Below are 22,836 nucleotides of genomic sequence, written 5' to 3'. Positions count from 1 at the left end.
TCACCTCGCCTGCTTGCGGATCCAGACCACGATCTGCCAGGGCCTAAAGAGGTAACCCAGGGGCACGGTGATGATGTGAACCAGCCGGGAGAAGGGGAAAGCGGCCAAGAGGGCCCAGAAGCTGAAGACGTGGAGCTGAATCCAGAAGGGAAGGTCGGCCAGGAGCTCCGGCCTGGGCTGCAGGGTAAGGACCGACCAGAGGTAGGGGGTCATGACCGCGGGGAACCAGAAGGTGCCGTAGCGGTAAAGGAGGGCGGTGAGAAGGCCGGAAAGGATGGAGAGCAGGAGAAGTAGCAAAACCGCGTAGTCCATGGGGGTAGAGGCGGCCCGCACCCGGGGGTTGCTGATCCTCCGGCTTAAGAGGACCCAGACGCCCACCAGGGCCCAAAGCCCCAGGCCGAACCCCGTGATCTGCAGGAGGTAGAGCCTCACCGGCACCGCGTTCCAGAGGAGGAGGCCCTGGGGGAGAAGGAGGCCCAAGAGGTGCCCCAGGAGGACCAGCACGAGCCCCCAGTGCAGGGCCACGGAGCCGAAAAAGAGCTGCCTTTGTTCCAGAAACTGGCTGGACTGGGCCGAGACCGAGAAGGGCCGGTAGATCATGCGGTAGGCGGTGACCGCCACCGCCAGGGTGAGGGCGATGTAGGGGAAGACGCCGAAGAGAAGGGCGTTCCAGCTCATCCTTCACCTCCTGGTTAAGACCCCTTGCACCGCCTCCTGGGCCCCTTCCAGGACCAGGAGGTAGGGGTTCTTGGCGTCCAGGGTCTTTAGGGTCTTGTGCATCTCCTTGAGGGCCCGGGGGAGAATCTCCAAAAGCTCCGGCAAGGGCGCTTCCGCGCGGGCCAGGTAGCGGAGAACGTTGGCCAGGTGGTCGGGGAGCTCGCTGCCCGGGTCCAGGCCCAGCTCCCGGTAGGCCCGCACCAAGGCGGCCAGAAGCTCCCCCCGCTGGTAGCTCTCCCCGTAGACGGCGAAGCCCACGTAGGGAGCGGTGGTGGGGGTCAGGTCCAGGGTGCGGGTGTAAAGCTCCTCCCACTCCCCCAAGGGGAGCTCCTCCACCTGGCGCAAAAAGCGCTCCAGCTTCTGCTTGGCAGGGCCCCTAGGGCACTCGATCCAGCGCCGCCACAGCTCCTCCAGGCGGCCAGGCAGAGGGTAGTCCAGGGCCAAGGCCAGGGTTTCCAAGAGGGTAGGGTTGACCATGGCCTCCCTCCTACTCGCCCCTCAAGGGGGGCTGGATGTAGCCGAAACCCGCCTCGCCCTTGGCGGCCAGGGGATCCTTCCAGACCTCAGCGGCCATCTCCCGGTGGTAGGGGGGCAGGACGAAGCGCTCCTCCAGGGTGGGCAGGGTGGTGAGGCGGTAGATGGCCTCGGCCTCCTCCAGGGTGAGGCCGGCATCCGCTAAAACCTTCAGGGCCTTCTCGGTGGGCTGGCCCTCGAGGCTCTCCTGCCGCTTCAGGATGCGCACCGCCAGCATCTTCTTGAGGATGGGTACGACCACGGCCTCGTTGCCGGCGGCGAAGAGGTTCGCCAGGTACTTCACGGGCAGGCGGGCCTTCTCCAGGCCCTCGTAAAGCTCAAAGTCCAGATCGGTCTCGGGAAGGTCCAGGCGGAGCAACTCCCGCTCCTGGCCGCCCCTAAGGGCCTTCTCCACCGTGGCCACCACCGGGGAAAGGGGCGGGACGTAGAACATCATGGCCAGGGTGCGGTACTCGGGATGGTGGGGGAGGGCCAGCCGCCAAACCTTCACGAACTTGTAAAGGGGAGAGTTCTGGGCGGCCTGAATCCAGCCGTCGTCGATCCCCTCGGCTTTAGCGGCGGCGATCACCTCCGGGTCAAAGGGGTCCAGGATGAGGGAGAGCTGGGACGCCACCAGCTCCTCGTCCGGCACCATGGCCGCCTCGGGGATGCGGTCGGCGTCGTAGAGCAAGACCCCCATGTAGCGGATGCGCCCCACGCAGGAGTGGGCGCAGGCGGGGGCCTGGCCCGTCTCCAGGCGGGGGAAGCAGAGGATGCACTTCTCGCTCTTCCCCGTGGCCCAGTTGTAGTAGACCTTCTTGTAGGGGCAGGCGGCCACGCACATGCGCCAGGCCTTGCACTTGTTCTCGTTGACCAGGACCACCCCGTCCTCCGCCCGCTTGTAGATGGCCCCCGAGGGGCAGGCGGCCAGGCAGGAGGGGTTCAAGCAGTGGTTGCAGATCCGGGGCAGGTACTGGAAGACCACCCCTTCGATCTCCTCCAGTTGGGCCCGCACCTCGGGGTCCAGGGCCTTCAGGTTGGGGTCGTTTTTGGCGTAGAGGGGGCTTCCCCCCAGGTCGTCGTCCCAGTTGGGACCGGTCTCGGGGGTCATGGGCTCCCCGGTGACCATGGAAATGGGGATGGCCGTGGGCTGGTCCTCCCCCTCGGGAGCGGTGAACAGGTCCGAGTAGCGGAAGGTGAAGGGCTCGTAGTAGTCGTCCAAGGAGGGCAGGGCGGGGTTGAAGAAGAGGCGGAAAAGCCCCTGGGCCCGGGAGTGGAGGCGGAGATCCAGGTGGCCGTCCTTGTAGGCCCAGCCCCCCCTAAAGCGCTCCTGGTCCTCCCAGCCCGTGGGGTAGCCGGACCCGGGGCGGGTTTCCACGTTGTTCCACCACATGTACTCCGCGCCCTTGCGGTCGGTCCAGAGGTTCTTGCAGGCGATGGAGCAGGTGTGGCAGCCGATGCACTTGTCCAGGTGGAAGAGCATGGACACGTGGGCTCTAACCTTCATGGGCTTCCTCCTTTACCACTCCGGCGGGGTCTCCAGCTTGCGCACGTAGACCCAGGTGTCCCGGTTCACCCCCACCGGCCCCCAGTAGTTGAAGGCGTAGGTGAACTGGGCGTAGCCGCCGGACATGAGCACGGGCTTGAGCCTGGCGCGGGTGATGGAGTTGTTCATCCCTGCCCGCTTGCCCCTTAAGGGGCTTTTGGGGATGCCCACGGTGCGCTCGGTGGCGTGGTAGACGAAGACCGTGCCCCGGGGGATGCGGGCGGAGACGATGGCCCGCTGCACGAAGACCCCGTTGTCGTTGAAAAGCTCCACCCAGTCGTTGTCCTTAATGCCCAGCTCGGCGGCGTCCTTATCGTTGAGCCAGACGGGGTACCCGCCCCGGGAGAGGGTCATCATGCGGTGGTTTTCCGAGTAGGTGGAGTGGATGGACCACTTCCCGTGGGGGGTGATGTAGTTCATGAGCTTGCCGCTGGCCTCTTGGGAGCTCCTCTCCGTCTCCTGGAGCATGTGGACCTCGGGCCTTGGCTTGTAGGTGGGGAGGTGTTCGCCAAAGGCCAGGTAGTTGGGGTGGTCCAGGTAGAAGTGCTGCCTGCCCGTAAGCGTCCGCCAGGGAATGAGGCGCTCCACGTTGAGGGTGTAGGGGCTGTAGGCCCGGCCGTGGTTGATGATGGCGCTCCAGGTAGGGGTGGTAAGCATCCTGCGGGGCTGGGCCACGATGTCCTTGAAGGAGATGCGCGCGTGGCGGCTCCCCTCGGCCAGGTCGGTGAGCTTGACGCCGGTCTTTTTCTCCTCGTCCAGGAAGGCCCGGTAGGCCAGTTCCCCGTTGGACACCGGGTCCAGGAAGAGGATGGCCTCGGCCACCTCCCGGGCCTCCTCGAGGCTCGGCCGCTTCTCCCCCTGGAAAAGCCGGGGCTGGCGCTCGGCAAGCTCCCGGTAGAAGTCCTCCACGGGGATGGCAAGCCCGTGCATTCCCACCCCGTTCCTCTCCACCGCGGGCCCCAGGGTGACCATCTTCTCGTAGAGCTGGGTGTAGTCCCGCTCCACCACCCGGAACTTGGGCATGGTCTTGCCGGGGATGGGCTCCGCTTCCCCTTTCTTCCAGTCCCGGTCCTCCGTCTGGGCCAGCTCGTCCGGGGTGTCGTGCTGCAGAGGAATCATGACGATGTCCTTGACGGGCTTGGGCAGGTGGACCTTGGCCAGCTCCGACACCTTCTTGGCGATGGCCTTGTAGATCTCCCAGTCGTGCCTGGACTCCCAGGCGGGGGGGACGGCGGCCTGCAGGGGGTTGATGAAGGTGTGGAGGTCGGTGGTGTTCAGGTCGTCCTTCTCGTACCAGGTGGCGGCGGGCAGGACGATATCGGAGTAGAGGGCGCTGGTGTCCATGCGGAAGTTGAGGTCCACCACCAGGTCCAGCTTCCCCTCGGGGGCCGGCTTGCGGTAGACCACTTCCTGGACGTGCCCCTCCGCCCGCTCCTCGGCGGTGGCGGTGCTGTGGGTGCCCAGGTAGTGGCGCATGAAGAACTCGTGCCCCTTGGCGCTGGTGCCGATGGCGTTGCCCCGCCAGATGAACCAGACCCGGGGCCAGTTCTCGGGGGCGTCGGGGTCTTCTACGGCGAACCTGAGCTCCCCCCGCTTCAGGGCCTCCACCACATACCCCACGATCTCCGCCTCGGTCTTGGCCCCCTTGGCCTCGGCTTCCTGCACCAGCTGCAAGGGGCTCTTGTTGAACTGGGGGAAGAAGGGGAGCCACCCCTTGCGCACCGCCCGCACCTGGTGGTCGATAGTGTGGTCAGAAAGCCCCTGGGCCGTCTTGTCGTAAGCGGAAAAACCCCGCTCGTAGCGCCACTGGTCCGAGTGGACGTAGTGGAAGCTCGGGGTGTTCTGCTGCCTGGGGGGGTAGCCCCAGTCGGCCCCGAAGGCGATGGGGGCCCAGGAGGCCTGGTTGGCCACCTTCTCCTGGCCCACGTAGTGGGCCAGGCCCCCGCCGTTCACCCCCACGCTCCCCGTGAGCATGAGGGCCACGATCCCCGCCCGGTACATCAGGTTGTTGTGGTACCAGTGGTTGATGCCCGCCCCGATGATGATGAGGTTCTTCCCCCCCGTCTTGAGGCCGTTTTCCCCCCAGGCCCGGGCGTAGGTGAGGAGGGTGTCCCGGTGGATCCCGGTCCACTTCTCCTGCCAGGCGGGGGTGTAGGGGAGGTCGTCCTCGTAGCCCTTAGGGTAGTCCCCCGGAAGGCCCCGGCTCACCCCGAACTGGGCCATGAGGAGGTCGAAGACCGTGGTCACCGCCACCCGTTCTCCCTCCTTGGTGACCACGTACTTCACGGGCACGCCCCGCCGGAGCTTCCGGTCCGAGGCGAAGTCGTCGAACTCCACCAGGGCTACCTCGTCCTCCACCCCGAGGAGGGTGAGATGGGGGGAGAGGGGCTCCCCGGTCCTGGGGTCCTCCAGCTTCAGGTTCCACTGGCCCTTTGCCTTCTGCCAGCGGAAGCCGAGGGTGCCCATGGGCATCCTGGGGCCCTTGGCCTCGTCCCACAAGAGAAGCTTGAAGTCCCCGTTTTCCTCCTCGGCGTACTCCGCAAGGCGGTTCGCCCGCAGGTAGCGGCCTGGGCGCCCGTCCCGGAGCTCCACCAGGAAGGGGGCATCGGTGTAGCGCTTCAGGTAGTCCTGGAAGTAGGGCACCTCCCTTTCCGCGTAGTACTCCTTGAGCAGGACGTGGTTCACCGCCATCCAGAAGGCCCCATCCTGGCCGGCGTTCACCGGAATCCACCAGTCGGCGTACTTGGACACCTGGGAGAAGTCGGGGCTGAAGACGGTGAGCCTAGCCCCCGCGTGGCGGACCTCGGAGATGAAGTGGGTGTCCGGGGTGCGGGTCATGTTGAGGTTGGAGCCCATGACAGCGATGAAACGGGCGTTGTACCAGTCCGCGGACTCGTGGACGTCCGTCTGCTCCCCCCAGATCTCCGGCGAGGCGTTGGGCAGGTCGCAGTACCAGTCGTAGAAGCTCATGGGCACCCCGCCCAAGAGGGAAAGAAAGCGCGAACCCGCGGCGTAGGAGATCTGGCTCATGGCGGGGATGGGGGAGAACCCGATCACCCGGTCCGGCCCGTAGCGCTTCACCGTGGAGACCACCGCGGCGGCGATGAGCTCCAGGACCTCCTCCCAGCCCGCGCGGCGGAAGCCCCCCTTGCCCCGGGCCTTCTGGTAGCGCTTGCGCTTGTGGGGGTCGTTCTGGATGGCCTCCCAGGCGGCCACGGGATCCGGGTGCTGCTTCTTGGCCTCCCGCCAGAGGTCCAAAAGGGCCCCCTTGGCGTAGGGGTACTTCACCCGGATGGGGCTATAGAGGTACCAGCTGAAGCTGATGCCCCGCTGGCAGCCCCGGGGCTCGTAGGGGGGGAGACCCGCCTCGAGGCTGGGGTAGTCCGTGGCCTGCAGCTCCCAGGTGACCACGCCGTCCTTGACGAAGACCTCCCAGGAGCAGGACCCGGTGCAGTTCACCCCGTGGGTGGTGCGCACGCGCTTATCGTGCTGGAAACGGTTGCGGTAGAACTCCTCCCACTTTCTTTCCGCCGGGCTTTCGATTTCCTTGATCCAGTCCCTCATGCTCGCCTCCTCAGCTGCTCGCGGATGCGCTCCGCCAGGCTCTTGGGCCTCAGCTGCCAAAGGACCGCCTGGTAAAGGAGCAGTAACCCCACGAAGAGCAGGCCCGCCACCAGGTAGCGCCCCAGGTAGAGGGATGGGGGCCTGGGGGTCTCCTGGGCCGCCTGGACGAAGAAGGCGGCCAGGGCAGCGGCCTCGGCCTCGGTGAGGGGCTTGTCCCGGTAGGCCTCCCGCATCACCGGCCAGGCGGTGGGGTTCTGCAGCACTGCCCTAAGCCCTGCCTCTCCCCCCAGGCGCTCCGCCACCCGGGTCAGGTCCTGACCCAGGGAACCGCCCCCTAAAAACCCCAGCCCGGCCACGGTGTGGCAGGCCTGGCAGGGGGCCCCGCCGTTTTGGAAGCGCCTTTGCCCCAGGAAAAGGGCCCGGCCGAGCTCGGCATCCCCCTCCGCCGCCAAGGCGGGCGGCGGAGGGGCCGGGGCCTCGGCGGGGGCTCCGGAGAGCCCCCGCAGGTAGGCCAGGATCTCCCGGGCCTGGGCCTCGGCCACGTGGGGCAGGGGGGGCATGGCCCCGATCCCCTGGCGCACGGCCCGCAGGAAGCGGGCCTCGTCGGCCAGGGACGGGTGGTCCAAAAGCCCGGGGATAGCCCCGGGGATGCCCTGGCCCTGAGCCCCGTGGCAGGCAGCGCAGTACTGGCCGTAAAGCGCCTCCCCCTGGGCTAGGGCCAGGCCCAAGGCGAAGGCCAGGGCTAGGGAAAGGAACCTTCTACCCTTCATCCTCACCTCCGGCTTCCAGTGTTGGGGAAGGTTCTGGCGGCCACTTACCTCCCTAGGGACATCTGTCCTAGGAGTTGGCCCTACCCTGAGGGGAGATGCGGCCCCTCGCCCGCCTGCAGCTGGACGCCCAGGGCCGGGCTATGGTCCTCGAGGCCGACCCCTCCTTGGGCCTGGAAGGGAATGGTCTCCCCTGCGCGGCCCTGGTGCAGGGACAGGATCCCTTCGGCCGCCCCTTGTGCCCCCGCTGCCCCGTCCAGCGAGAGCTCAAGCGGGGGGCCTACCGGGCCAGCACCCCCCTCCTCCTCAAGGGGAGGCGGCTCCGCTGCCAGGGCTACCGGGAGAACAGGGGCTTTTTGGTGGAGCTCTACCCCGAGCGGGCGGAACCCCCGGACCTTCTCCTGGAGCTTTCCCGGCTTGCCCGGCACCTCCTGGACCGCCCCGAGCACTTCCCCGAGGCCCTGGAAACCTTTCTGGGCACCCTGCGCAAGAGCCTGGGAATGGAGGCCACCGAGCTCTTCCTGGCGGACCCCGAGGGGCACCACCTGCTTCTCACCGCCTACGAGGGCCTCCACCGCGAGGCCTTCCTGGAAAGACCCTGGTTCCAGCTGGGAGAGGGCTACCCGGGCCTCGTGGCCTTAAGGCGCGAGCCCCTTTACACCCACGCCTTGAAGGAGGACCCCCGCTACCTGAGGCAGAAGGTGAAGCAGCTGGGTTACCAGACCTACATCTGCTACCCGCTGGAGCTGCCTCACGGCCTCATCGGGGTTTTGAACCTGGCCTCCCGGGACCCGGAGGCGGACCATGAGGAGGTCTTGGAAGCCCTCTCCCGCATCGGCCCCCTCTTCGCCAGCACCCTCTACACCCTCCTCACCCGCCTGGGGGAAGTGGGGCTTTTTGCCCTGGGGGCCCACCTGCAGCGGGGTGAGGTTTCCGAGGGTCAGCACAACTTTTTACGGGAGCTCAGGCGCCTTTCCGGGGCCACGGGGGTCCGGCTGGTGGGCCGGAGCGGGGAGCGGCTGGAGCTGGGATTCGTACCCCCCTGCGCCATGAGGGACTGCCCGGCCTGGCGGGGAGAGGTGATGGGCCTCAAGAACGGCTTACCCCCTTGCCCCGAAACCGAGGGCAGGCCCCGCATCTGCCTCCCCCTGTGGGCCCAAGGGGGAGTGGTGGCGGTGGGCACGCTCTTCCACGCCCGTCCCCCCAAGCCTCCCACGGGCCCCGCCGCCCCCGCCCTGTGGCTTTCCCGCCTGGCCATCCCCTTGCTCTTCGCCCGGGCGAGGGAGGACCCCCCGGAGCTGGAGGTCCATGCCCTGGGGGGCTTCCGCCTACGGTACCGGGGGCAGGAGCTTTCCCCCAAGAGCTTCGGCCGGAGCGGGGCCTACCGCCTCTTCAAGTTCCTCCTGGCCAACAAGGACCGGGCCCTTTACACGGAGGAGCTTTTGGAGACCTTCTTCCCCGACCTGTCCCCTGAGAGAGCCCGCCAGGAGCTCTACGCCCTGGTCTACCACCTGCGCAAGACCCTTCCCGGGGTGGTGGAGCGGGAGGGGGAGTACTACCGCCTGCACCTACCGGAAAAGCGCTTTCTGGACTTTGAACGCTTTGAGGAGCTCATGCGCAAAGCGGACCTGGAGGAAGGTCTTTCCGCCTTCAAGACCCTGCGCCAGGCCTTGGAGCTCTACAAGGGCCCCCTCTTCGGGGACGACCCCTACGGGGAGTGGGCGGAAGCGGAGAGGGCCTACCTTCAGGACCGGGCCCTCTCCGGGCTCCTGCGCCTCGGGGAACTGGCGGAGGCGCTGGGCTACAAGGAGGTGGCCAGGGAAGCCTACGCCCGCGCTCTCAAGCTGGAGCCTTTCCTAGAGGAAGCCCGGGAACGCCTCCTGGCCCTGAAGGGGTGAGGCGTGGACCTCTCCCAGGTACCCCTTTTCCGCGAGTTAGGCGAGGCGGACCTGAAGGCCCTTCGCGCCGAAGCCCGGCCCCGCGCCCTGGGGAAAGGGGAACTCCTCTTCCTGGAAGGAGAGCCCGTGCAGGCCCTTTTCGTGGTACGGAAGGGGCTCATCAAGGTGTACAAGCTAGACCCCGAGGGGAGAAAACAGGTGGTGCTCCACGTGGAAGGCCCGGGAAGGGTGCTGGCCGAGGTGGCCCTCTTCCTGGAGCGCCCCACTTACCCGGCCAGCGCCGAAGCCCTGGAGGCTAGCGAGGTGCTGGTCATCCCCAAGGAGCGCTTCTTCCAACTGGTGGAGGCCCGCCCTCCCTTGGCCCGGGCCCTCATCCGCTACCTGGCCCGCCGCCAGGGGCAGCTTCTCCACCTCCTGGACCGCCTGGTCTTCCACGAGGTGCGGGAAAGGCTTTGCGAGTACCTTCTGGAAAAGCTCAAGGAGGAAGGGCAGGGCTTCCGCCTGCCCACCAACCCCGAGCTGGCCGCCCTCCTGGGCACCGTGCCCGAGGCGGTCTCCCGCAACCTGGGGGAGCTCTACCGGCGGGGGCTCATAAGGCTTGCGGGCCGCCAGGTGGAGATTCCTGATCCCCAGGCCCTGAGGGGAGTCATCCGATGAGGCCTGGGATCGAGACCCCCCTGGCCCGCGCCCGGGGAAAGGGCATGACCCGGGTCATGGCTCCCACCCCCTCCTTCCCCGCACCCTGGGGGCATGGCTGCGGAAACCCCCTCACCCGGGAAGCCCGGCCGGTCCCGGGAAGGGAAGGCGAGGCAGGGCTCGGACCGAGGGGCGCGGCCTTGTGTTTTGCGAAGGAGGGCGAGATGGTGGCGATTTTTCGGGGAAGGGATCTGATCCGCCCTGGGGGCCGGGTGGCGGTCTTGGAACTGAGCCCAGGAGAAGAGGTCCCCGTACAGGTCCAGAAGGGGGAGGACGCCCTCCTGGCCGCCATCCAGGGAGAACTAAAGCTCCGTTTCTGGAGCAGGAGCCTGGAGGTAAGGTCGGGGGAGGTGGCCCGGCTCCGCCGGGGGAAGCTGGTCCTAAGCGCCCCCAAAGGGGGCAGGGCCCTCCTGGTAGTCCTCGGGATCTCCCCGGAAAGCCTGGCCCGGGACCACGAACGCCTCCTCGCCCTCCTCGAGGCCCTTCCCGCCCGGGAGGCCGCGGAGGCTCTGGCTCAAGCCTTTGAGGAGCACATCGCCAAAGAGGAGGCCCTCTACTACCCCACCCTCTCCCCGGGCAAGCTCAAGGAGCGGCTCCTGGAGCACAGGCTTCTGCGCGAGCTTTTGACAGAGCTCCTCAAGGCCCTGAAGGAAGGCCGCTCCACGGAGGGAATTGTCCAGCGGCTCAAGACAGCTTTCCAGGCCCACTCGGAGGCGGAACTGGAAGGGTGAGTTATACCACCCCACACGGACTTTGTCCGTGTGGAGCCCCGGTGAAAGGGTACCCAAGGTCCCCGCTAGGGAAAGGCAGCGAAGGGTTCCGCGGAAAAGGGGTATCAGGTCTTTTCCAGCACGTGCACGTTGGGCAGGGAGCTGGCCCACTCCCGGTTCTTCTCGATGTAGACCTTCCACTTTTCGGGCACGTCCTCCTCGGGGTAGATGGCGTTCACCGGGCAGGCGGGGACGCAGGCCCCGCAGTCGATGCACTCGTCCGGGTGGATGTAAAGCTGCTCTCCGGCGTCGTAGATACACTCCACCGGACAGACCTCCTGGCAGGATCGGTCCTTCACGCCGATGCAGGGCTCGCAGATCACGTGGGGCATGGTTCACCTCCGAAGACCAGCTTCACCCCTCCTCCCGGGACCGTCCATGACCGGGGTCAAGGGGGCAAGCGCCCTTAGAGCACCTTGGCCGGGGAGGAAACGGGGTACCCTAAGGGCATGATCCGCTTGCGCGCCCCCCTCCCCCCCTACCTCCTCTGGACCCCGGAGGGGGCCAAGGTCTACCTGCCGGACCTCAAGGGGAGAATTCTGATCCTGGTGCGAAACCCTGTCCTGGCCCAGGCCCTGGCGGAGCGGCAGGAAGAGCTCCGGGAGCTTGCCGCCCAAGCCTACCTCCTGGCCCAGGCCCCCGCCGCAAGCCCCCTCCCGGTCCTCCTGGACCCGGGGGGCCAGCTTCTTGCGGCCCTCCCCAAGGAGGGGGTTCTGGTGGCCGACGCCTACCTGGAGGTCTACCACTTAGGCCCCGTGGCCGATGCGGAGGAGGTGCTGGCCTGGGTGGGCTTCGTGGCCGCCCAGTGCCCGGAGTGCGTGCTGCCGGAGGCGGCATGGACCTGAGGGTCAAGCGGGTCTACGACCCCCCTTCCCCCGAGGACGGGGTGCGGGTGCTCGTGGACCGCCTCTGGCCCCGGGGGCTCAGCAAGGAGCGGGCCAAGGTGGACTGGTGGGCCAAGGAACTCGCCCCCTCCGACGAGCTCCGCCGCTTCTTCGCCCACGACCCCGAGAAATACCCGGAGTTCCTCCGCCGCTACCGGGAGGAGCTGGAGGGCAACCCCACCTTGGAGCGGCTGCGGGCCCTGGCCCAGCGGGGGAGGGTGACCTTCCTCTTCGGGGCTCGGGAAGCCCGGTACAACAACGCCACCGCCCTGGCGGAGATCCTCAGGGAAAATCCGGAGGAAGCCGTGTAATACCACCTCACCCTGACGAAGTTAGGGTGGGGGCCCCGGTGAGACCACCCCACCCCGGCTCGCGCCGGGGTGGGGCCCGGTAAAAGGGTGTCCAAGGCCCTCAGTGGAAGAAGGCAGCGAACGGTTCAGCGTGGAAGGGTATAAGGCTCCCTAGGCGGGGGTGAACCTTCAGGGGAAAGGCCTACCTGGGGGTCCCCCGAGGCCTTGACGGTTAGGGGTGCCGGGCTTATCATTTAGGAGTCCTAAGGAGGTGAAGCATGAGGAAGGTTTTGGGAATCCTCGGCGCCTTGGCCTTAGGCCTCCTGGTCCTGGCCCAGTACGGGGGAGGGGCCACGCAACCCACCTTCCCCTACCCTGAGGGCCACCGGCTCTGGACCCACGTGAAGAGCATGGAGCTCAGGCCCGGCCACCCCCTCTACGAGAGCTTCGGCGGCCTGCACCACATCTACGTGAACCAGGCGGGGCTAAAGACCTACCTGGAGGGCAAGAGGACCCCCTTCCCTAAGGGCACGGTCATCGTCTTCGACCTCCTCGAGGCCAAGGCGGAAGGAAACGCCCTTCTGGAAGGCCCTAGGAAGCTCATCGGCGTTATGGTCAAGGATCCGGACCGCTACCGGGACACGGGGGGCTGGGGGTACTACGCCTTTGGCCCGGACAAGAGGCCCCTCAGCATCGACCCCCAATCCTGCCACGCCTGCCACCAGGGAGCCGCCCACACCGACTATGTATTCAGCGCCTTCCGGCCCTAAGATGGAAGGGTGGAGGCTTCGCCAGGCGAACAGCAAGGGGAAAAACTCGTAAGCTTGCTAGAGCGCCTGGCCCAGGTGGAGCGGGCCCTCCTCCTCCGAAGGGCGCACCGCCTGGGCCTCACCGCCCTCCAGGCCCAGCTTCTCCTCCACCTCTCCGAAAGGCCCTACGGGGTAGTGGCCCTGGCCGAGCTCCTGGCCCTTACCCCAGCCACGGTAAGCGAAGCCCTTACCACCTTGGAACGCAAAGGTTTTCTCTCGCGGGCCAAGGACCCGGAGGACGGGCGACGGTGGCTCCTCAAACCCACGGAAGAAGGGCTTAGGATGGCCCAGGCCCTGAAAGGTTACGCAGGGCCCTTTCACCAAGCCCTGGGGAAGGTATCCCATCAAGAGGGGCTCCTCTTAGGGCTCACGGAGTTATTGGCGGAGCTGGTACGGCAAGGAACGGTACCCGAAACCGGCCTTTGCCTTACCTGCCGCCACCTACGGCGGGAAAAAGGGTTTTTTTGCGCCCTTCTTGGCCTAGCCCTCACACCTTGGGACCTCCGCCTTGCCTGCCCGGACCACACACCCGCCTGACCCCCTTCACCCTGCCGCGGGAACCCCGCCCCGCTCCGTCCAGGCCGGGGGTACATAAACGCACCGGGGCTCGCTTTGTAGGTAATCCCCCGTCTCCGCCCAGGCCCTGGCCCGGCTCCCCCCGCACACATAGCGGTACTCACAGACCCGGCATTTCCCCTTCAGGCGGTCCTTGTCGCGCAGCGCCTGGAAGAGGGGGCTATGCCGGTAGATTTCCAGAAGGGGCCTTTCCCGCACGTTCCCCGCATAGACCGGCAGGAAGCCTGAGGGAGCCACGTCCCCGGTGGCGGACACGAAGACAAAGCCGTTTCCGTCCGTAACCCCCAGCCGCGAGTGCTCCATGCCGTCTTGGAAATACTCCCGGTACATGCTCTCCCCCGCCGCCAGGGCCCGGTCCTGCGCACCCGCTTCCCGCCGCTTTTGCAACACCACCCGGCGAAAGTGGTGGGCCTCGGTGGTTTTGACATGGAAGGGATAGGAGAGGGCAACCTGGTAAAGCCAGTGGAGCACCTCCTCAAACTGCCGGGCGGAGAGTTGCCTGAGAAGGGCTCCCCGCCCTACTGGAACCAGAAAAAAGAGGCTCCAAAGGACCACCCCCTTCCCGGCTAGCAGATCGGGCAAAGCCTGGATCTCCGGCCAGTTCTCCCGGGTCACGGTGGTGTTCACCTGGGTAGGAAGCCCCGCCTCCTTGGCCCAGTCCAGGGCCGCCAGGGTCCGGGCAAAGGTGCCCTCCTCTCCCCGAAAGGCGTCGTGGCTCTGGGGGCTAGCCCCGTCCAGGGAAAGGGCCAGCCGGGTCACCCCCGCCTCCTTGAGCTGGAAGACCTTCTCCCGGGTAAGGAGGGGGGTGGCCGCCGGGGTGAGGCCCACCTTCAGGCCCAGCTCCCGGGCCTTTTGGATGAGGGAAAGGAGGTCGGGACGGGCCAAGGGGTCCCCCCCGGTGAGGAGCAGGAGGGGCTTGGGGCGGTAGGTGGCCACCTCCTCGATGAGTCGCAAGCCCTCGTCCGTGGAAAGCTCCCCGGGCAGGGGGTGGGGCATGGCGGAAGCCCGGCAGTGACGGCAGGCGAGGAGACAGGCGTTGGTCACCTCCCAGGCGACCAGATAAGGGTACTGGGCGAACTCGGGACGCTCCATGGGGCCAAGCTAACCGGAAGACCCCTTGCCAGCCATGACCGGGATCAAGGCCAGGCGGGGAGCGTTTGGATGCTCCCCGCCCTCAACCTAGGAGGCTAATAGATGTCGTAAGCGGTGTTGTACACGTTGAACTTGCCCGTGGGGGTGCGCACCCAGTCCCCGGTGATGCGGGCCTTCTCCTCCAGGGTGAGGGCGTCGTAGACCACGATGAAGGTGGGGGTGTCCTTGGCGCCCCAGGCGGAGACCCAGACCTCCGTGCCCCCCTTGTTGAACTCCGGGTGGACCATGCGGGCCCTGAACTCCCGTGCTCCCGGCACCTCCCAGCACCGGGCCACCTCCAGCCGGTAGCGGTCGATGGCGCAAAGGCTGGCCGCGGCCTCGGGGCTCGGGCTCATGGGGAAGTCCACGATAACCCAGGGGCTGTTGGGGTGGGTCTTGATGAAAAGGTTGCCGGTGTAGGGAAGCTCGATGCGCCGCACCACCCGCCAGGCGTACTCCGGGTGGTTTTCAGGGTCCACCCCCACCACCGTTACCTCGGGGCTGCCGATGTTCCCCGTGGCCCACACTGGACCGTACGTAGGGTGGTTCCAGTTGGAACCCCGTCCCGGGTGGGGCAGGACTCCGGCCTCCACCTCGGCCACGAACTCCCGGGTCTTGGTGTCGATGACGATGAGCTTGTTCACCTGGTTGGCGGCTACGATGAAGTAGCGCTTTAAAGCCCAGCCCCCGTCGTGCAGGAAGAGCTCGGTGTCGATAACGGTGATGGGCAAAGGCCGACCCTTCTTATCCAGGTAGGCGTAGTCCACCAACCAGGTCTGGCCCGACTCCTTCAGGTTGATGATCCACTCGGGGTTGAAGTGGCTGGCCACGATGGCCGCCACCCGGGATTCCAGCACCAGCTCCCCGGCACCCTTGGCGTAGGAGATGGTGGAGACCATCTTGAGGGGCTCGAGGGTCAGGCCGTCCAGGACCACCATGACAGGCGGCCAGTAGCAGCCCACCACCGCGTACCGGTCCTCGTAGCCCTTAAACTTGCTGGACTCGATGGAGCGGGCGTCGATGCAGGGCTTGGACTCGGCCACCACCTGGGGCGGGTCCATCCAGAGGTCGATGAGGCTGGCCTTGCCGTCCCGCCCGATGGCCATGAAGTACCGCCCCGTGGCGGAGGAGCGCAGGATGTGGGTGGCGAAGCCCGTGGGTACGATGGCGACCAGCTCCTTGGTGTCCCCGTCGATGATAGCCACCTGGCCCAGGTCGCGCAACACCTGGCCGAAGAAGTTCTCCCAGTTGCGGCCGTGCAGGGGCCTGTCAGGCCTTCGCTCGGGGGGTACGTGCACCTTCCAAGTGGCGGCGATCTCGTCAAAGGAGAGGAAAGGGGGCTCGGGGGGCTCCTCCAGGAGGAAGCGGGCGGAGATCTCCACCTGCCGCTCGTCCAGGATCCCCTGCCTGCCCCAGTCGGGCATGCCCCGGGGGAGGCCGCCGTGGATCACCGCCTTCAGGTACTCCAGCCCCCTTTCCGCCATCCTCTTGGGGTCCAGGGCGGGCCCCGTGGCCCCCTTGCGCAAGACCCCGTGGCAGCCGGCGCAGCGGTCAAAGTAAAGGCGGGCCGCCTCCTCCCGCTCCTGGGGCGTCAGGGGCGGGGGAGCCTGGGCTAAAGCGGCCACCGCCAGCGCCAAAAGCCCGAGAAAGCCAAGCGCACCCTTCATGGCTTTCACCTCCGCCAACTAGGATAGCAATGTCTGAGTAGTACAGATGTCCTAAGACAAAAGTCCCTACAAAAGACCTCTTGACCCAGGTCAAGGCCGGGCCCGGGAAAAGGGTTTACGCTAGAAGCATGCGGCTTGCCTTTGTGGGATTGGGCCTCTTCTTTACCGGCCTGGGCTTTTTGGGGGCCTTCCTCCCCGTCCTCCCCTCCACTCCCTTCTTCCTGGTGGCCGCCTACCTTTTTTCCAGAAGCCATCCCCGCCTCGAGGCCTGGCTCCTCTCCCTGCCCCGGGTGGGTCCCCTGGTACGGAACTACCGCGCCGGGCGGGGCATCCCTCGAGGGACCAAGGGCCTAGCTACGGGGATGGCCCTAGGGGCGGCCGCCCTTAGCGTCTACGGCCTGCCCCACCCTGCGGGCCAGGCCCTGGTGGTCCTCCTCATCGCTTACGGCCTCTACTTCATCTGGAAGCGGGTGCCCACCTCAGCGCCGGAAAAAGGTCCAAAAGACCAGGAACTCCCAAAGGGCTAGAAAGCCGCCCAAGGCGTCCACCTCCCCCCTACCTCCCCAGGCCCAGCCGTAGGGGGTGAGGAGGGGAAGGCCCGTGAGCCGGCTCGCCAGGTAAAAGAGGAAAAGGCCCAAGGCCAAGAAAGCAGAGGCCCGACGCAGCGCGCTCCCCAAACCTCCCCTCAGGACCTCGGGGGCCGCCAGGAGGAGGAAGAGCAGGGTGTAGCCCAATCCTCCTTGCAGGATGAGCCCTCCCAGAAGCACCCCCTCGTAGAGGAAAGCCTCCGCCTCCCCCCCGTAGGCCCTCCGGCCCAGGCCGGCGAGGAGGTCCCCGCAGAAGCCCTTCAGACCCAGGCTCGCCCCCAGGCCCTGAAGGTGGGCCGGAAGGAGGGCTAGGAGGGGGGGCAGCCAGGAAGGCATGAGCCCAGGGTAGCGCCAAGGGGGAGGGACATTCGTACTTGACGGGACCGGGAAGGGCTTACAAAACTCAGATGTGTAGATCTGAGTTAGGAGGTGGCGTATGGCGGAAAAGGCGCACTGGCTTCTGGACAACCCCTGGCTCCTCCTTCTCCTCCACGGAGCGCTCTTCGTGGGACTCTACCTGGTCTGGGGGTGGCTGGACATCGGCCGCGTCCCCGGACGCTAGGAGGCGCCATGGCCCTCCACACCCCCCCCAAAGGCTGGCAGGAGGAAGGCCTGCCCCCGGAGGAGCGGGTTTGGCTCGTGCTGGCCACCCTCTTCGCCATCGTCTTCCTCTCCGCCTTCATGGGACTGTGGCACCTCACCGGCCGCCAGACCACCCACGGGGAGGCCTACCAGGTAGACCCGGCGGCCTTCCGCCAGGAGGTGATGGCCTTCGCCGAGCGCTACCGGGTGGGAGAGCTCCACGGCGTCCCCGTGGTGGCCCCGCCCCCCGGGGACGTCTACCTCATGGCCCAGGCCTTCAGTTGGTACCCGGTCCTAAAGCTGAAGAAGGGCGAGACCTACCGCCTCCGGGTGGCCTCGGTGGACTATCCCCACGGCTTCAGCCTCTACCCCCACGAGTGGAGCCTCCAGCTCTACCCCGGGTATGAGTGGGTCTACCCCTTCACCCCCACCCGGGCCGGAGAGTATGCCCTCATCTGCAACGACTACTGCGGCCTGGGGCACCACGCCATGGTGGGGAGGATCCTGGTAGAGGAGTAGGAGGTAAGCATGGCCCTTCCCCTGGAACGCACCTGCCCCGCCACGGGGCTCAGGCTCTACAGCGCCGCGGAAACCCTGGTCAAGGCCAACGCCGTGGCCGCGGTGGTCTTCCTGCTGCTGGGGTTCCTCTGGGTCATTCCCAGCACCTTGAACCGGGTCCTAGGGCCGGAGGCTGCCTCTCCCTTCCTTTACTACCAGGCTACCTTCCTCCACGGCTGGAATATGCTCATCTTCTGGATTCTCTTCTTTGAGGTGGCCCTCCTCTACTTCGCCGCCTCGGCCATCCTCAAAACCCCCCTCCGCTTTCCCGGGTTGGCCTGGGGAGGATTCGGGCTCATGCTCCTGGGAGCGGTCCTCGTCAACTACCTGGGCGTGGCGAGTCCCCAGAACTTCCTCCCCTTCACCCCCTATGTGCCCCTAAAGGCCCCGCCTCTCTTCTATCTGGCGGTGATCCTCTTCGCCGTAGGGGCCATCCTGGCGGTCTTCGTCTTCTTCGCCACCCTGCACCGGGCCTGGCGGGAAAAGGCCTACGGAGCCTCCATGCCCCTGGCGGCCTTCGGAGCCCTGACCGCGGCCATCCTGGCCACCACCACCCTGCTCTCCGGGGCCATCGCCTTCATCCCCGCCTTCCTCTGGTCCTTAGGCCTCCTTCCCGGCCTGGACCCCTTGTGGTTCCGGCACACCTACTGGGGCTTCGGCCATGGGGCCCAGCAGGTAAACCTGGCGGCCATGGTCACCGCCTGGTACCTCCTGGCCCTCTTCACCGTGGGCGGCACCACCCCCAGCGAGAGGCTTTCCCGCATCGCCTTCCTCCTCTACCTCCTGGGCATCAACCTGGGCTCGGCCCACCACCTCCTCACCGAACCCACGGGGGCTCTCTCCAGCGCCTGGACCTGGGTGAATACCGGCTACCTCATCCACGTGGCCGTGCTGGGAAGCCTGATCCATGCCTTCTCCGTACCCGCGGCCATCGAGCGGGGCCTAAGGCTTAGGGGCTTCACCCAGGGGCTTTTCGGCTGGTTCCTTAGGGCCCCTTGGGGGAACCCTGCCTTCTCCGCCCTGGTCCTCTCCGTGGTCCTCTTCGGATTTCTGGGGGGCACGAGCGGGGTCACCATGGGCTCCTACGACCAGAACCTCAAGTGGCACAACACCCTGGCGGTGGTGGGCCACTTCAAGAGCACGGTGGTGCTGGGGATCAGCCTGGCCTTCATGGGCCTCACCTACTACCTACTCCCCCTCCTCTTCCGCCGCCGGCTCCTCTGGCCGAGGCTCGCCGCCTGGCAGCCTTGGCTCTTCGGGCTGGGCATGGCCCTCCTCTCCCTGGCCATGATGCGCCTAGGGCTGGTCTACGGCCTTCCCCGGCGCTTCGGAGACACCTTCCAGTTCGGCGGGAGCCCCTTCGGCTTCCAGTATCCACCGGAGATGGCTCCTCTTCTCGCGGCCATGGGCATCGGGGGCACCTTGGCCCTCCTGGGAGGCTTCCTCTTCGTCCTCCTGGTGGTGGGAAGCCTCCTTTGGGGCAAGCCCTTGGGGGACGAGGAAATCCGCCAGGCCTACCCGGTGCGGGCGGAGGTGGGGCACGCCACCCCCAAGGGGGTGTACCTCCTGGCCCTCCTCTTCCTGGCTTTCTTCCTCCTCTACTACCTCTACCACCACTGGTTCCTCGCCCAGACCTGGTTCATCGGCGGCCGGTAGCGCCCTCCCTCCCGCACCCCCGGGGCAGTCCCCCGGGGGTTTAGCATGGAGGCATGCCGGTACGCAGCCTGTTGCGGCGCGAAGAGTCCTACGCCCTGCACGCCCTTTTGCTCCTGGCGGAGGAACCGGGGCTTGGCGCGGCGGAGATCGCCAGGAAGCTCAAAGCCCCGCCCGCCTTCCTGGCCAAGGTGCTCTCCAAGCTGACCAAAGCCGGCCTGGTGGAAAGCCGCATGGGCCGGGCCGGGGGGGTGTGGCTCAGGCTTCCCCCAGAGGAGATCACCCTCCTCAAGGTGATGGAAAGCCTCTCCGGGCCCGTAGCCCTGGACCTTTGCGCCACCCTGAGGCGCTGCCCCACGGAGGAAAGGCGGGGGTTTTGCTACCTCAAGCCCAACCTGGTGCGCATGAACCAGGAGATCCGCAGGGCCTTTTCCAGCCTCACCCTCAAGGACCTCCTGCCCGAAGCGCCCAAGAGGGCTTGATCTAGGTCATAGCGGGAAAATCCCCAGGTGCCCAAGGCTAAGAGGCATGGAAGGGATCACCCTGAAGACCACGGTGAACGAGATCCTCAGGCGCTTCCCCGAGGCGGTGGGGCTTCTGAGCAAGCTTGGCCTGGACACCTGCTGCGGCGGGGCAGAGCCCCTGGAGGAGGCAGCCAAGGCGGCGGGCCAGGAGCCGAGGGCGGTGCTCCGGGCCCTAGAGGCGTTCCTGGGGGAGGAAGAGGCATGAACCTCCTGGAGAAGGCCCGCTACGGGACGGTGCGGGGGGTGGAGCTCCTCGCCGACCACCCCGAGGTGCGCCTGGTCCTTTTCAGCCTGCAGGGGGGCCAGGAGGTGCGGGGCCGAGGGGAGCCCCGGGTCCACCTCCTCTGCCTGGAGGGGGAAGGCACCCTCTGGGCGGGGGAGCGGGAGGTGGCGGCCCGTCCAGGCACCCTCCTCGCCGTCCTTCCCGGGGAAGCCCACGGGGCCAGGGCCGGGGAGGGGCGCTTTCTGGTCCTCGGTATCCTCACCCCCAGGCCATGATCCCTGCAAGCCGCCTGGCCCTCACCGCAGCCCTCTTCTGGTTCGTGGCCGGCAACCTCCTGGGCCTTCTGCTGGGCCTAGGCTTCCTCCCCTACACCTGGCGGCCCGTCCACGGCCACCTGCAGCTCTTGGGCTTCGTCAGCCTCATGATCTACGGGGTGGCCTACCACGCCCTACCCCGCTTCCGGGGGGTGGTCTTCCGCAGGCCCGGCTTAGCCCTTTGCCAGGTGGCCTTGGCCAACCTAGGGCTTTTGGGCATGGCCCTGGGCTGGGGACTGGCCCTGGGTCCCGTCTTCTGGGGAGTCTTCGCAGGGGTTTCCGCCCTGGCAGGGCTTCTCTTTGCCCTCCTCATGCTGGAGGTGCTGTGGGGCTAAAGGGGCTTTGGCCTACGGACCTTCCCTTACCCTGGAAGCAGGTATGCGCCCGGCGAGCGTTCCCCTAAAAACGGTGGCCCTTCCCACGGAGCACGGGGGCTGGGGGTTTACCCTGGAACCCCTCCTCCTGGGCCTCCTCCTCTCCCCCGGGCCCCACACCCTGGGGCTTCTCTTCCTCGGCCTCTTCGGTTTCCTGGCGCGGCACCCCCTGAGGCTTGCCTACCAAGACCTGAGGAGGGGCAGGCGCTACCCCCGCACCCACCTAGCCCTAAGGGTGGGCGGGGCCTACCTCTTCCTCGCCCTCCTCGGCCTCCTGCTCACGGCCCTCACCGCCAAAGGGCCCTTCCTCCTGCCCCTCCTCCTCGCCCTCCCCTTGGGGGCCTACATGGCCTGGGCGGATGCGCAAAACCGCGCTCGGGAGCTTTTCCCTGAGGTGACGGCGGCGCTTTTTATGGCCTCCTTGGCCCCGGCCGGGGTTCTGGCCGGAGGGCTCGGATGGGAGGTGGCCCTGGGGAGCTTCCTGGCCCTGGCCCTGCGCGACGTGGCCGCGCTCTACTATGCCCGCACCCAGGTACTCCGCGCCCGGGGCGAAAGCCCGAAGGCATACCCCGCCCACCTGGCCCTTTGGGGAGCGGGCTTTTGCGCCTTTCTCCTCGCCTGGCGGGGCCTCCTCCCCTGGGCGGTCTTGCCCGCCCTCCTGCTCCTCGCCCTCTACGGGAGCCTGGCCCTCCTCCGCCCCCCTGTCCCCGCCCGGGTCATCGGTTGGACGCAGATGGGCTTTGGCCTCCTGGTGGTCCTGGCCACCGCCTTGGGCTACACCCTGGGAGGCCTCCCCACCCCCCTCCTGGGGGTACCCGCCCTCCACCGCCTCCTGGGGTGGGGCCTGGTAGGGGCGGCCTTCGCCGCCGGGGTCTACCTCCTCCTGCGGAAGGAGGTGCCCCGGGCCGTGCGCTTCCTGGTGGGGCTTTACGACCTGAACGCCTTCCTTGGCCTCCTCGCCCTGGTCTTCGCTCCCAAGCTCCTCCCCCATCCCCCTCTGGCCCTTTTGGGAGTAGTGCTCCTCCACCTCCTCCTGCGGCGGCCCCAACCCTGGCCTTCCCTGGGCTTTTTCCTCCTGGGGCTTCTGCTCCTCTGGCATTGAAGCGCGGGCCCCCCGCAGGCATCGGGCAGAATGGTGGGCGGAACCACCCTGGAGCGGACGGGAAGAAGCACAATGTGGTCATGAAGGGAGTCCGGGGCATCCTGCTCCTCGTGCCCCTGGTCCTGGCCCTCTACGCCCTCCTCGCCCAGGGGCCGCCCCTGATCTGGGCTGAGCCCGTGCAGGCCCCGCCCTCCGGGCTGCAGGAGGTCTACAACCGGGCCCACCCCGCGGCCTTGCGGGTGGAGGGGCCCGAGGGGGGAAGGGGCACGGGGTTCTTCTACGCCCCGGGCCTGGTCCTCACCGCCTACCACGTGGTGGCCGAAGGGGAAGGTTACACCCTCCTCCTCGCCAACCGCGCCCGGGCCCGGGCCGAGGTCCTGGGCTTCCACGAACCCCTGGACCTCGCGATCCTGCGCACCGAGGCGGCGGCCCCGGCCACCCTGCCCCTGGAGACGGCGAGGCCCCTGAGGGTGGGGGAACCCCTCCTCCACATCGGCAACGGCCGGGGGCAGTTCATCGCCCCCCGCTTTGGCCGCGTGACCCGCCTCGAGGCCAGCCCCTCCCCCTTCCTGCCCCAGGGCCTGGTGGAGACCAGCCTTCCCCTCGCCCCGGGGGACTCCGGGGGGCCGGTTCTGGACGCCCAGGGCCGGGTGGTGGGGGTAGCGGTGGCCATCGGCCAGACGGAGGAGGGCTTCCGCAGCTTCTTCACCCCCCTCCTCGGCCGGGCGGCGGTCCTGGCCGGCCTGGAGCGGGGGGAGCGGACCTACTGGCCCTACCTGGGCCTCCGGGGTCCCCGGGCCTTGACCCCCGACCTGGCCCGGGAACTCGGCCTGCCCCCGGGGGGCGTGGCCGTGGGGGAGGTGGTGCCGGGGGGAGCAGCCCACCGGGCGGGGCTCAGGGGCTTCGAGGCGGGGGGGGTGCCCGACGTGATCCTGGAGGTGGACGGCACCCCGGTGAACACCTTTGAGGAGCTCCTCGCCGAGGTGCGCCGCCGCCAGGTGGGGGACCGGGTCCTCCTCACCGTGCGCCGGGGGGCGGAGGTCTTCCGGGTAGGGGTGGAGCTCGCCCCCTTCCCCGGCCGCTAGGCGCCC

General features: G+C 67.6%; 26 protein-coding genes. 17 read left to right on the top strand and 9 right to left on the bottom strand.

What is annotated here, in order from left to right; all coding sequences use genetic code 11:
* Genes narI through ETP66_RS07950 form a run of 5 tightly spaced genes read right to left on the bottom strand, consistent with a single transcriptional unit; the run spans window position 1 to window position 7,110 of the window.
* Complete coding sequence (narI, locus tag ETP66_RS07970) at window positions 1–678, bottom strand: respiratory nitrate reductase subunit gamma (protein WP_130842108.1); 678 nt, start codon at window positions 676–678, stop codon at window positions 1–3.
* Between the two features lie 3 nt (window positions 679–681).
* Entirely contained in the window at window positions 682–1,194 is a 513-nt protein-coding gene (locus tag ETP66_RS07965) for a nitrate reductase molybdenum cofactor assembly chaperone (protein ID WP_130842107.1), read from the bottom strand.
* Between the two features lie 10 nt (window positions 1,195–1,204).
* Complete coding sequence (narH, locus tag ETP66_RS07960; protein WP_130842106.1) at window positions 1,205–2,737, bottom strand: nitrate reductase subunit beta; 1,533 nt, start codon at window positions 2,735–2,737, stop codon at window positions 1,205–1,207.
* Between the two features lie 12 nt (window positions 2,738–2,749).
* Window positions 2,750–6,340, bottom strand: coding sequence for a nitrate reductase subunit alpha (locus ETP66_RS07955; protein ID WP_130842105.1), 3,591 nt, complete (start codon window positions 6,338–6,340; stop codon window positions 2,750–2,752).
* The gene (locus ETP66_RS07950; protein WP_130842104.1) at window positions 6,337–7,110 is read right to left on the bottom strand and encodes a c-type cytochrome; all 774 of its coding nucleotides are present in this window, start codon (window positions 7,108–7,110) and stop codon (window positions 6,337–6,339) included. Before ETP66_RS07950 ends, ETP66_RS07955 begins: the two co-directional genes overlap by 4 nt.
* Window positions 7,111–7,205: 95 nt before the next feature.
* Here ETP66_RS07950 and ETP66_RS07945 point away from each other — a divergent pair, with 95 nt between their 5' ends.
* The 3 genes from ETP66_RS07945 to ETP66_RS07935 all read left to right on the top strand — a co-directional run bounded on the left by ETP66_RS07945 (window position 7,206) and on the right by ETP66_RS07935 (window position 10,432).
* Window positions 7,206–9,005, top strand: a complete 1,800-nt coding sequence (locus ETP66_RS07945) for an AfsR/SARP family transcriptional regulator (protein ID WP_130842103.1) — start codon at window positions 7,206–7,208, stop codon at window positions 9,003–9,005.
* 3 nt (window positions 9,006–9,008) lie between these two features.
* Complete coding sequence (locus ETP66_RS07940) at window positions 9,009–9,662, top strand: Crp/Fnr family transcriptional regulator (protein WP_130842102.1); 654 nt, start codon at window positions 9,009–9,011, stop codon at window positions 9,660–9,662.
* A 203-nt stretch (window positions 9,663–9,865) separates the two neighbouring features.
* Window positions 9,866–10,432: a hemerythrin domain-containing protein gene (locus ETP66_RS07935; protein ID WP_130842101.1), complete on the top strand. Its 567-nt coding sequence runs from the start codon at window positions 9,866–9,868 to the stop codon at window positions 10,430–10,432.
* A 104-nt stretch (window positions 10,433–10,536) separates the two neighbouring features.
* Here the strand turns inward: ETP66_RS07935 and ETP66_RS07930 are convergent, their stop codons facing one another.
* Entirely contained in the window at window positions 10,537–10,803 is a 267-nt protein-coding gene (locus ETP66_RS07930; protein WP_130842100.1) for a ferredoxin family protein, read from the bottom strand.
* A gap of 117 nt (window positions 10,804–10,920) precedes the next feature.
* On the opposite strand from ETP66_RS07930, the gene ETP66_RS07925 reads away from it, so the two are divergent.
* The 4 genes from ETP66_RS07925 (at window position 10,921) to ETP66_RS07910 (ending at window position 12,991) form a co-directional block, all read left to right on the top strand.
* The gene (locus ETP66_RS07925; protein WP_130842099.1) at window positions 10,921–11,316 is read left to right on the top strand and encodes a hypothetical protein; all 396 of its coding nucleotides are present in this window, start codon (window positions 10,921–10,923) and stop codon (window positions 11,314–11,316) included.
* The gene (locus ETP66_RS07920; protein ID WP_130842098.1) at window positions 11,307–11,666 is read left to right on the top strand and encodes a DUF488 domain-containing protein; all 360 of its coding nucleotides are present in this window, start codon (window positions 11,307–11,309) and stop codon (window positions 11,664–11,666) included. Before ETP66_RS07925 ends, ETP66_RS07920 begins: the two co-directional genes overlap by 10 nt.
* A 257-nt stretch (window positions 11,667–11,923) precedes the next feature.
* A complete protein-coding gene (locus tag ETP66_RS07915; protein WP_130842097.1) occupies window positions 11,924–12,415 on the top strand; it encodes a cytochrome P460 family protein in 492 nt (163 codons plus the stop codon).
* Between the two features lie 54 nt (window positions 12,416–12,469).
* Window positions 12,470–12,991: a MarR family transcriptional regulator gene (locus ETP66_RS07910; protein ID WP_236630155.1), complete on the top strand. Its 522-nt coding sequence runs from the start codon at window positions 12,470–12,472 to the stop codon at window positions 12,989–12,991.
* Window positions 12,992–12,997: 6 nt separating this feature from the next.
* On the opposite strand, the gene ETP66_RS07905 is transcribed toward ETP66_RS07910, so the two are convergent.
* Entirely contained in the window at window positions 12,998–14,122 is a 1,125-nt protein-coding gene (locus tag ETP66_RS07905) for a TIGR04053 family radical SAM/SPASM domain-containing protein (RefSeq protein WP_130842095.1), read from the bottom strand.
* Between the two features lie 95 nt (window positions 14,123–14,217).
* Complete coding sequence (locus ETP66_RS07900) at window positions 14,218–15,828, bottom strand: nitrite reductase (RefSeq protein WP_130842094.1); 1,611 nt, start codon at window positions 15,826–15,828, stop codon at window positions 14,218–14,220.
* A 128-nt stretch (window positions 15,829–15,956) separates the two neighbouring features.
* On the opposite strand from ETP66_RS07900, the gene ETP66_RS07895 reads away from it, so the two are divergent.
* Window positions 15,957–16,355, top strand: coding sequence for a YbaN family protein (locus tag ETP66_RS07895; protein WP_130842093.1), 399 nt, complete (start codon window positions 15,957–15,959; stop codon window positions 16,353–16,355).
* Here the strand turns inward: ETP66_RS07895 and ETP66_RS07890 are convergent.
* Window positions 16,308–16,751 carry a hypothetical protein gene (locus ETP66_RS07890; protein WP_130842092.1) on the bottom strand — a complete coding sequence of 148 codons (444 nt, stop codon included), beginning with the start codon at window positions 16,749–16,751 and terminating at the stop codon, window positions 16,308–16,310. The genes ETP66_RS07895 and ETP66_RS07890 overlap by 48 nt on opposite strands.
* Window positions 16,752–16,851: 100 nt before the next feature.
* On the opposite strand from ETP66_RS07890, the gene ETP66_RS12405 reads away from it, so the two are divergent.
* From ETP66_RS12405 to ETP66_RS07850, 9 genes are all read left to right on the top strand, one after another.
* On the top strand, window positions 16,852–16,977 hold the full coding sequence (locus ETP66_RS12405; RefSeq protein ID WP_269089305.1) for a hypothetical protein: 126 nt from the start codon (window positions 16,852–16,854) through the stop codon (window positions 16,975–16,977).
* Window positions 16,978–16,985: 8 nt separating this feature from the next.
* Window positions 16,986–17,516: a cupredoxin domain-containing protein gene (locus ETP66_RS07885; RefSeq protein WP_130842091.1), complete on the top strand. Its 531-nt coding sequence runs from the start codon at window positions 16,986–16,988 to the stop codon at window positions 17,514–17,516.
* A gap of 9 nt (window positions 17,517–17,525) precedes the next feature.
* Window positions 17,526–19,211, top strand: a complete 1,686-nt coding sequence (locus tag ETP66_RS07880; protein ID WP_130842090.1) for a cbb3-type cytochrome c oxidase subunit I — start codon at window positions 17,526–17,528, stop codon at window positions 19,209–19,211.
* Window positions 19,212–19,264: 53 nt separating this feature from the next.
* On the top strand, window positions 19,265–19,690 hold the full coding sequence (locus ETP66_RS07875) for an RrF2 family transcriptional regulator (protein ID WP_130842089.1): 426 nt from the start codon (window positions 19,265–19,267) through the stop codon (window positions 19,688–19,690).
* Window positions 19,691–19,736: 46 nt separating this feature from the next.
* Window positions 19,737–19,937, top strand: a complete 201-nt coding sequence (locus ETP66_RS07870) for a DUF542 domain-containing protein (RefSeq protein ID WP_130842088.1) — start codon at window positions 19,737–19,739, stop codon at window positions 19,935–19,937.
* Window positions 19,934–20,230, top strand: a complete 297-nt coding sequence (locus ETP66_RS07865; protein ID WP_130842087.1) for a cupin domain-containing protein — start codon at window positions 19,934–19,936, stop codon at window positions 20,228–20,230. Before ETP66_RS07870 ends, ETP66_RS07865 begins: the two co-directional genes overlap by 4 nt.
* A complete protein-coding gene (locus ETP66_RS07860) occupies window positions 20,227–20,604 on the top strand; it encodes a hypothetical protein (protein ID WP_130842086.1) in 378 nt (125 codons plus the stop codon). The genes ETP66_RS07865 and ETP66_RS07860 overlap by 4 nt, the downstream gene beginning before the upstream one ends.
* 43 nt (window positions 20,605–20,647) lie before the next feature.
* Window positions 20,648–21,745 (top strand): YwiC-like family protein, encoded by a 1,098-nt coding sequence (locus tag ETP66_RS07855; RefSeq protein ID WP_130842085.1) that lies wholly within the window; start codon window positions 20,648–20,650, stop codon window positions 21,743–21,745.
* A gap of 80 nt (window positions 21,746–21,825) precedes the next feature.
* Window positions 21,826–22,830 carry a S1C family serine protease gene (locus tag ETP66_RS07850; RefSeq protein ID WP_130842084.1) on the top strand — a complete coding sequence of 335 codons (1,005 nt, stop codon included), beginning with the start codon at window positions 21,826–21,828 and terminating at the stop codon, window positions 22,828–22,830.
* Window positions 22,831–22,836 lie beyond the last annotated feature (6 nt).

Origin of the sequence: Thermus thermamylovorans (assembly GCF_004307015.1) — a bacterium.
Lineage (GTDB): Bacteria > Deinococcota > Deinococci > Deinococcales > Thermaceae > Thermus > Thermus thermamylovorans.
Note: the sequence above shows the minus strand (reverse complement) of the source record. Positions and strands in the feature narration are given on the sequence as shown.